This window comes from Pseudoalteromonas sp. S1727 (genome assembly GCF_005886375.1).
GTDB classification, from domain to species: domain Bacteria; phylum Pseudomonadota; class Gammaproteobacteria; order Enterobacterales; family Alteromonadaceae; genus Pseudoalteromonas; species Pseudoalteromonas haloplanktis.
On the sequence record NZ_PNDT01000005.1, the window covers coordinates 111,677 to 120,710 of the forward strand.

The window sequence follows — 9,034 nt, forward strand, 5'->3', positions numbered from 1 at the left end:
TATCGCTAAAGTATGAACCTAGCTTGTATAAATGTAAATTAACCTACATTTTTACGTGCGTTACGGAACATACGCATCCATGGGCTATCCTCGCTCCACTCATCTGGGTGCCAAGAGTTAGCAACCGCTCGGAATACGCGTTCAGGGTGTGGCATCATCACAGTCGCACGACCATCAGTAGATGTAATACCTGTAATACCTTCTGGCGAACCATTTGGGTTAGCCGGATACTGAGTTGTTGGGTTACCGTAGTTATCAACAAATTTAACCGCAACAGTACCTGACTCAAGCGCCGCTTTAACCGCAGCACCGTCTGCAAATTCAGCATGACCTTCACCATGAGACACCGCGATAGGCATACGAGAGCCTGCCATACCGTTAAAGAATACAGAAGGATTCTCCTGCACTTCAACCAAGCTAAAGCGTGCTTCAAAACGCTCAGACTTATTAGTTACAAAGCGTGGCCAATGCTCAGTGCCAGGGATCAACTCTTTTAACGTTGATAGCATCTGACAACCATTACACACACCTAAGCTAAATGAGTCTTGACGCTCAAAGAAGCTTTGGAACTGATCGCGTGCCATATCATTAAACAAGATTGATTTAGCCCAGCCTTCACCTGCACCTAGTACGTCACCGTAAGAGAAACCACCACATGCCACTAAGCCTTTAAATTCTTCAAGGCTTAAGCGCCCTTCAAGAATATCGCTCATGTGCACATCAACCGCTGCAAAACCTGCACGGTTAAACGCAGCAGCCATTTCTAGGTGCGAGTTAACACCTTGCTCACGTAAGATAGCCATTTTTGGCTTAGCGCCTGTAGCAATATACGGCGCTGCCACATCTTCGTTTAAGTCAAAATTTAATTTAACGTTAAGACCAGGATCTTTAGCGTCAAACTTGGCATCGAACTCTTGTTTAGCACAATCTGGATTATCACGACGCGCTTGCATTTGGTACGTTGTTTCGGCCCAAATTGTACGAAGCTCTGTACGTGTATTACTAAGTACTGTGTTGCCTGCACGATTAAAGACTACAGTGTCATCACCGTTTAAAGAACCAATTGCGTGGCTGATTGCTGCAATACCGTGCTCAGCAAATACCGCATTTACTGCGTCTAAATCACTATTAGCAACTTGAATAACAGCACCGAGCTCTTCGTTATAAAGAACTCCAATATCTGAGCCTGTTAGCTCATCAAGGTTGACTGTTACACCCGTGTGACCAGCAAATGCCATTTCAGCTACTGTGGTAAATAAACCACCGTCTGAACGGTCATGATAAGCAAGTAACTTGTTATCTGCGACTAGTGCTTGCATTGCATTGTAGAAGCCTTTTAATAATTCAGGGCTATCAACATCTGGGGTTACATCGCCTAATTGCTTATAAACTTGCGCTAAGCTTGATGCACCCATGCGGTTTTTGCCTGCCCCTAAATCAACTAAGATCAGTGACGTTTCACCTTTATCTGTACGTAACTGTGGGGTCACCGTTTTACGTACATCTTCAACACGGCCAAATGCAGTGATGATTAACGAAAGCGGTGCAGTAACCGATTTTTGCTCGCCATTCTCATCCCATTGAGTTTTCATCGACATAGAGTCTTTACCCACAGGAATAGTGAGGCCGAGTGCAGGACAAAGCTCTTCGCCCACGGCTTTAACTGCTTCGTATAAACCGGCATCTTCACCTGGGTGACCTGCAGCAGCCATCCAGTTTGCAGAAAGCTTAATATTCTCAAGACCACCAATATTGGCACATGCAATATTAGTTAATGACTCAGCTACAGCTAAGCGTGCTGATGCGCCATAGTTCAGTAATGCCGCAGGTGTACGCTCACCCAGTGACATAGCTTCACCATGGTAAGTATCATACGTTGCAGCTGTCACTGCACAGTTAGCCACTGGTACCTGCCACGGGCCAACCATCTGGTCGCGCGCAACTAAACCTGTTACAGAACGATCACCAATCGTGATCAAGAAGGTTTTTTCTGCAATGGTTGGTAAGCGTAATAAACGCTGTGCAGCATCTGCGATATCAATTTTTGCTGTATCTAACGCTTCACTAGTCGCTTTTAAAGAGTGCGCTTCACGGTGCATTTTCGGTGCTTTACCTAATAATACATCTAGCGGTAAATCAACAGGGTTGTTATCAAAGTGGCTATCAGCAACTGTTAAATGACGCTCTTCAGTAGCTTCACCAATGACCGCATATTGTGCACGTTCACGCTTACAAATAGCTTCAAAACGGTCAAAATCTTCAACGGCTACGGCAAGTACATAACGCTCTTGTGATTCGTTACACCAAATTTCATGCGGCGCCATACCTGGTTCATCATTAGGAATGTCGCGTAGCTGGAATTTACCACCACGACCACCGTCATTCACAAGCTCAGGGAATGCATTTGATAAACCACCTGCGCCCACATCGTGGATAAACGCGATTGGGTTAGCATCACCAAGTTGCCAACACTTATCGATCACTTCCTGACAACGACGTTCCATTTCAGGGTTTTCGCGCTGTACAGAAGCAAAGTCTAAATCTTCATTTGATTGGCCAGATGCCATTGATGAAGCGGCACCGCCACCTAAACCAATGTTCATGGCAGGACCACCTAATGCAATCAGTTTTGCACCAACTGGAATTTCACCTTTTTGTACATGCTCAGAACGAATATTACCTAAACCACCGGCAAGCATGATTGGCTTGTGGTAACCACGAACTTCGACACCATTGTGGCTATTGACTTGTTCTTCATAAGTACGGAAATAACCTAATAAGTTTGGACGACCAAACTCGTTGTTAAATGCCGCGCCACCTAGTGGGCCATCAATCATAATATCAAGCGCGTTAACAATACGACCCGGTTTACCAAAATCAGTTTCCCACGGTTGCTCATAACCAGGAATACGTAGGTTTGATACAGTAAAGCCAACTAAACCCGCTTTTGGCTTAGAGCCACGACCGGTGGCGCCTTCATCACGAATCTCACCACCAGACCCCGTTGCCGCACCTGAGAATGGGGCAATGGCTGTTGGGTGGTTATGCGTTTCAACTTTCATCAAGATTTCAATGTTCTCTTGATGATACGCGTATTCACCTTCAGCATTCGGGAAGAAACGACCCGCTTTAGAGCCCGTCATTACTGCAGCGTTATCTTTATAGGCAGATAATACATTTTCAGGATTATGCTCGTAGGTGTTTTTAATCATTTTAAACAGCGACTTTGGCTGTTCGATACCATCAATTGTCCAATCTGCATTAAAAATCTTGTGACGGCAATGCTCTGAGTTTGCTTGTGCAAACATAAATAATTCGATGTCGTTCGGGTTGCGCCCTAACTTTTGGAAGTTCTCTACCAAGTAATCGATTTCGTCATCTGCCAGTGCAAAGCCTTGCTCAACGTTTGCCGTAGCAAGCGCTTCACGACCACCGCCTAAAATGTCTACTGATGACATTGGACTTGGTGCGTCAGTGCGGAACAATTTAGCAGCATCGTCCATTGCGCCATGTGTTGCTTCAGTCATGCGATCATGTAACAAGGCTGCGACTTGAGAAAGCTGTTCAGCGTTTAAATCACCTTCAACATAGTAAGCAATACCACGCTCTACACGGTGAACTTGCGCTAAACCACAATTATGTGCAATATCCGTCGCTTTTGAAGCCCAAGGTGAGATTGTTCCTGGGCGAGGCGTTACTAACACCAAAGTACCTGCTGGTGTATGTTCGGCAATCGTTGGACCATAGGTAAGTAACTTCTCAAGCTTAGTTTGCTCGTCACTTGAAAGCTCTGCCGTTAAATCGGCAAAGTGTGCATACTCAGCGTATACATTAGTGACTGGAAGTTGCGCCTGTTGGCAACGGGCTAAAATTTTCTGAACTCTAAAATCGGAAAGTGCTGGTGCACCACGAAGGATCAACATAGGTATTTTCATCCGGGGTTAGGGATTGAACGATATTTTAGGCGGGCATTATATACCCAAGTAACTCGGAAATACAGGTTAAGGGGGGAATTAAAATTGCGTCAATGCCCGTATTTGTTCGCATCGTTTATCCCGAATATTACCGTTCAGCACATGGAGATATTAAAACAGCGCAACATCATCTACAACAAATCGACAAGTGACGCCACGTTAAAGTTTTGATATAAGGGGATAGTAGCATTCAAGGGGCGCGGTATGTTTAAACAAAAGCTAATAACAATCATTACGTTAGTAATGTTTTTATGTGCCTGCGATATGCAGCAGCAACAATCTCAACTCAGTCAAATTAAAGCACACAATAAAATCCGAGTTGGTACATTAGCAGGGGCAAGTAACTACTACCAAGCCGTACAAGGCGAACAAGGGTTTGAATATGAGTTAGCGCAAGAGTTTGCAGACCATTTAGGTGTCGAGCTTGAAATGGTGCCGTTCTTTAACTTATCCGATATGTTTTCTCGTTTAGATAATGGCGACTTAGATTTAATAGCTTCCGGTTTAACTTATGACAAGACTCGTGCTCAAACTTACCGATTTGGCCCAACATATCGCACCATTAGTCAAAAATTAGTTTATAAGCAAGGACGTGTAAGACCTCGTGACTTTGATGATCTAACTGGTAACTTAACGGTACTGGCAAAAAGTAGCCACTCATTAGCACTTCAACAAATAAAACAAACTCACCCGAATTTAACTTGGCAAGAAACCGAAGAGTTTGATGAAGAAGAGTTACTGCAAGGTGTAATAGATGGAGACATAGATTACACCCTTGCAGACTCGCACACTTTATCTTTATTCCGTCGCTACCACCCCAATTTAAGTATTGGTTTTTCAGTTACCCGCAATGATCCAATTGCATGGTTATTGCGCAAAGACGGTGATGATTCACTCTACGCATTAATGGTGCCGTTTTTTGGTGAAGTGAAGCAAAATAATCAACTATACGTTCTTGAAGAAAAATACTTTGGTCACGTGCGCCAATTTAACTACGTCAATACCCTCGCCTATATTGAAGCTATCAAAGACACTTTACCTAAATATCAACCTTGGTTTGAGCAATATGCGGGGACGCTAGATTGGCGCCTGCTTGCAGCTTTAAGTTATCAAGAATCAATGTGGAACCCACGCGCTAAATCACCAACGGGGGTACGTGGTATTATGATGCTCACTCGCGATACAGCAAAACAAGTTGGTGTAACGAACCGTTTAGCACCAGAGCAAAATATAAAAGGCGGTGCAGAGTATCTAATGAAACTAGAAAAACGCATCCCAGATCGAGTCCCGCAACCTGATCGCATGTGGTTGGCATTAGCGTCATATAATATTGGCTGGGGTCATGTAAATGACGCGCGGATCATTACCGAGCAACAAGGAGCAAGTCCCGATAAATGGGCAGATGTGAAAAAACGCTTACCATTGCTCATCAAAAAGCGTTATTACCGTAACACCAAGTATGGTTATTCCCGTGGCGATGTCGCAGTGCAATATGTTGATAATATTCGCCGTTACTACGACGCTTTAGTATGGCTTGATGAAAATGATGCGATTGCCCCTGCTGAGCCTGAAGTCGTCCCAGCAAAAGAGTCTAACGTAAAACCGCAAACTGAAACACAAACAGTAATTGAGAAACCTGCACAACAAGAGCCCAGCAGCACAGCTGATTCAATACAAGAAGCCCCTATAACCACAGAAGCGAGTAAGTCAACGACAACTCCCCCCGTATTATCTCCCAAAAAAGACGATGACAAAGAATCAAAATAACTTAAAATACAATAAGGTTACGATATCTATTTACTTGTCATCAAATGATCACTAATGTGTAGTATCAAGTTATTTCTCACTCTCACATTTTTAGGAGATACTATGTTGAAACGTCGCCGTACACATTCGTTCAAACGTAACGTGATTTATTCATCATCAACACGGCGCAGAATTATGCTGCGCAATTTACATAAAAAAGTTATTTGGCGTCGTCGCATGTTTGCGATGCAACAAATGGCAGAATTAAATACAGCGACGCCTGTAGGTTAAGCCTTCAGGTCTCGCTGCGCTTGCTTTTTAGCTTTAATTTCTTGGCGGCGGCGTTTAAAAAAATTAGAAATAGTCTGTCCACTTTGCTCCGCTAGCACCCCTCCCACAACTTCTACTTGATGATTTAACCGAGGATCTTGTAATAAGTTCATGATTGATCCAGCTGAGCCTGTTTTAGCATCAGCAGCACCAAAAACTAACCGCTTAATACGACTGTGTACCAACAAGCCCGCACACATTGAGCATGGCTCCAATGTAACGTACAAAGTGCAATCTATTAAGCGATAGTTATCAAGCGCTTTACCTCCTTCACGGATTGCTATCATCTCGGCATGAGCGGAAGGATCATTATCAGTAATAGAGCGATTATAACCAGCTCCAACTTGCTGATTATCTTTAACCAGCACAGCCCCGACAGGAATTTCATTCAATTGCTCAGCTTTTTGTGCATACTCGAGTGCTTTTGCCATCCAATATTGATCATCCAACTGTTCAGTCATTGATTTAACCTTTAACTAATTATTGTTTAATTATACTCACTTAGGCTGATAAAACGCTAAACTTAGTAATTAGTGATAAAAATAAAACAAATTAAAGCAGCATTTACGTGGCTCACCTTAGGTGATTTACGCTATAATCTCCCGCTTTTTTTATTTAGCTCACAACACACGGGTAGCAAATGAAATTTCCTGGACGCCGCAGGCATAAACATTATTTTCCAGTGGAAGCCAAAGATCCACTTACAAATCAACTTAACGCCAGTGATCGGTTACAGCGCAGCTACATCACAGGTATTGACCAAATAGTAGTTGATATAGAAGCTAAAGTTGATCAAGCTTTCCTTGATGAATTTCAGCTACGTAGAGGCATGTCGCAAGTTATAGATAGTGATATAACCAATGCTTTATATGACCGTTTAAAACTGAACGACATGATCGACTATGAATTTGCCGGTGGCACTATAGGTAATACCATGCACAACTATTCTGTATTAGCGGATGATCGTTCTGTGTTACTTGGTGTAATGAGTGAAAACATCAAAATTGGTAGTTATGCGTACCGCTTCTTATGTAATACCTCAAGCCGCGTAGATTTAGACTATCTACAACCAGTAGATGGCCCTATAGGTCGCTGCTTTACTTTAATTGATGATTCAGGCGAACGTACCTTTGCAATTAGTGCAGGGCTTATGAATCACTTGCGTCCTGAATCAATTGATCAGCAGTTAATAGAAAACTCATCAGCATTGGTGATCAGCGCTTACTTAATGCGTACACAAGGCGCAGAGACGATGACCGAAGCAACAATGCAAGCAGTAAAATATGCAAACGATGCTGGCGTACCCGTCGTGCTAACATTAGGAACAAAATTCTTAATCGAACAAGATCCAACTTGGTGGGCTGAGTTTGTCGCTAAGCATGTTGATATTTTAGCAATGAATGAAGAAGAAGGTTTCGCTATCACCGGTTTTGAAGATCCACTATTAGCTGCTGATAAAGCGCTTGATTGGGTCGATTTAGTGATCTGTACCGCTGGCGAAAAAGGCTTATTCATGGCAGGTTTCGTCGATGAAAAGTTTAAACGTGAAACTGAATATCCTCTCTTACCCGGTGCGATAGCTGACTTCAATCGTTATGAATTCTCCCGTGCAATGCGTCAAAGTGACTGTGAAAACCCAATTCGCGCTTACAGCCACACAGCCCCATTTATGGGCGGGCCTGACAGCATTAAAAATACAAATGGTGCTGGTGATTGCGCATTAGCAGCAGTGTTACACGACCTATCAGCCAATGTTTATCATAAACTCAATGTAGGTAACTCGGCTAAACACCAGCAGCCCGCAATGACCTACTCATCTTTGGCGCAGATCAGTAAGTACGCCAACCGCGCCAGCTATGAAGTGCTTGTACAACACTCCCCTCGTCTATCGCGTGGTTTACCTGAACGAGAAGACTGTTTAGAGCAAGTTTACTGGGAACAGTAAACTTGCTAAAAAATAGAAATATCGAGCTTTTTAGATAGCAGCTCTAAAGCTGCTATTCCAGCCACAGAATTACCAAAAGAATTTAAACCCGGCGAATACACCGCTACCGTAAATTTACCAGGTAACACAGCCAAAATAGTACCCGACACACCAGATTTACCAGGCATCCCTACTCGGTAACCAAAATCACCTGCGGCGTCATACAAGCCACTAGTAAATAACAAAGAATTTAGCTGTTTAGTTTGCAGGCTAGAAAGCACTCGTTTGCCACTCAAGTAACAAACTCCTTTATTTGCCAAAAAACTATACCCTTTAGCTAACTCAACACAATTAAGCTCAATTGCACAAAAGTTAAAGTAAGCCCACAGCACATCATCAACTTCATTATTAAAGTTACCAAATGACTTCATCAAATGCCCCATTGCAGCATTGCGATGGCGGAACTCATACTCAGAGTTAGCCACTTTTTTATCTATAGTAATACTTTTATTTCCTGATAGTTCTCTGAAAGTCTCAAGCATAGTATGCATAGGTGCAGATAAGCGGCTATATAAAGCATCGCAAGTTACAATAGCACCAGCATTGATAAAAGGGTTACGTGGTATGCCTTTTTCAAACTCAAGCTGCGTCAAAGAGTTAAAAGCAGTACCAGAAGGCTCTTTACCGACACGTTGCCATAGTTCATCACCATAACGCTGTAAGGCCAGAGTCAGTGTCATCACCTTTGACACAGATTGAATAGTAAAACGCTGCGCGCAATCCCCAGCACAAAAAGTTTGCCCGTCAGTTGTATAGATAGCAATCGAGAATTGATTAGCATCAACTTCAGCTAGCGCGGGAATGTAATCAGCCACTTTTCCCTCAGATAGTAATGGCTGAACTTCAGCGATAATTTCATTTAAGACATGTTGGTAATCAGAGTTAGCCAATATAGCTCTCACTCTCTATGTTGATAAAAACAAAATTCTAACATGATAGTTGGGATCAGTTGATGGCATTTGTAGATAAAAATTTGCGAGTTTCGAGTTTCGAGTTTAGA

Annotated in this window: 6 protein-coding genes; 3 read left to right on the top strand and 3 right to left on the bottom strand. The window is 43.0% G+C overall.

The genetic code is table 11. The features are described 5' to 3' along the window. Positions 1-38: 38 nt before the first annotated feature. Positions 39-3,923: a phosphoribosylformylglycinamidine synthase gene (gene purL, locus CWB85_RS01210; RefSeq protein ID WP_138553858.1), complete on the bottom strand. Its 3,885-nt coding sequence runs from the start codon at positions 3,921-3,923 to the stop codon at positions 39-41. A 255-nt stretch (positions 3,924-4,178) separates the two neighbouring features. Here purL and mltF point away from each other — a divergent pair, with 255 nt between their 5' ends. Further along, complete coding sequence (gene mltF / locus CWB85_RS01215) at positions 4,179-5,741, top strand: membrane-bound lytic murein transglycosylase MltF (RefSeq protein WP_016708371.1); 1,563 nt, start codon at positions 4,179-4,181, stop codon at positions 5,739-5,741. 102 nt (positions 5,742-5,843) lie between these two features. Further along, a complete protein-coding gene (locus CWB85_RS22445; protein WP_016708372.1) occupies positions 5,844-6,011 on the top strand; it encodes a hypothetical protein in 168 nt (55 codons plus the stop codon). Here the strand turns inward: CWB85_RS22445 and tadA are convergent. Next, entirely contained in the window at positions 6,008-6,511 is a 504-nt protein-coding gene (tadA, locus tag CWB85_RS01220; RefSeq protein ID WP_138553856.1) for a tRNA adenosine(34) deaminase TadA, read from the bottom strand. The genes CWB85_RS22445 and tadA overlap by 4 nt on opposite strands. 179 nt (positions 6,512-6,690) lie before the next feature. On the opposite strand from tadA, the gene CWB85_RS01225 reads away from it, so the two are divergent. Then, positions 6,691-7,995 carry an inosine/guanosine kinase gene (locus CWB85_RS01225; RefSeq protein WP_016708375.1) on the top strand — a complete coding sequence of 435 codons (1,305 nt, stop codon included), beginning with the start codon at positions 6,691-6,693 and terminating at the stop codon, positions 7,993-7,995. Between the two features lie 5 nt (positions 7,996-8,000). On the opposite strand, the gene glsB is transcribed toward CWB85_RS01225, so the two are convergent. Beyond that, entirely contained in the window at positions 8,001-8,924 is a 924-nt protein-coding gene (gene glsB, locus CWB85_RS01230; protein WP_016708376.1) for a glutaminase B, read from the bottom strand. Between the last annotated feature and the right edge of the window lie 110 nt (positions 8,925-9,034).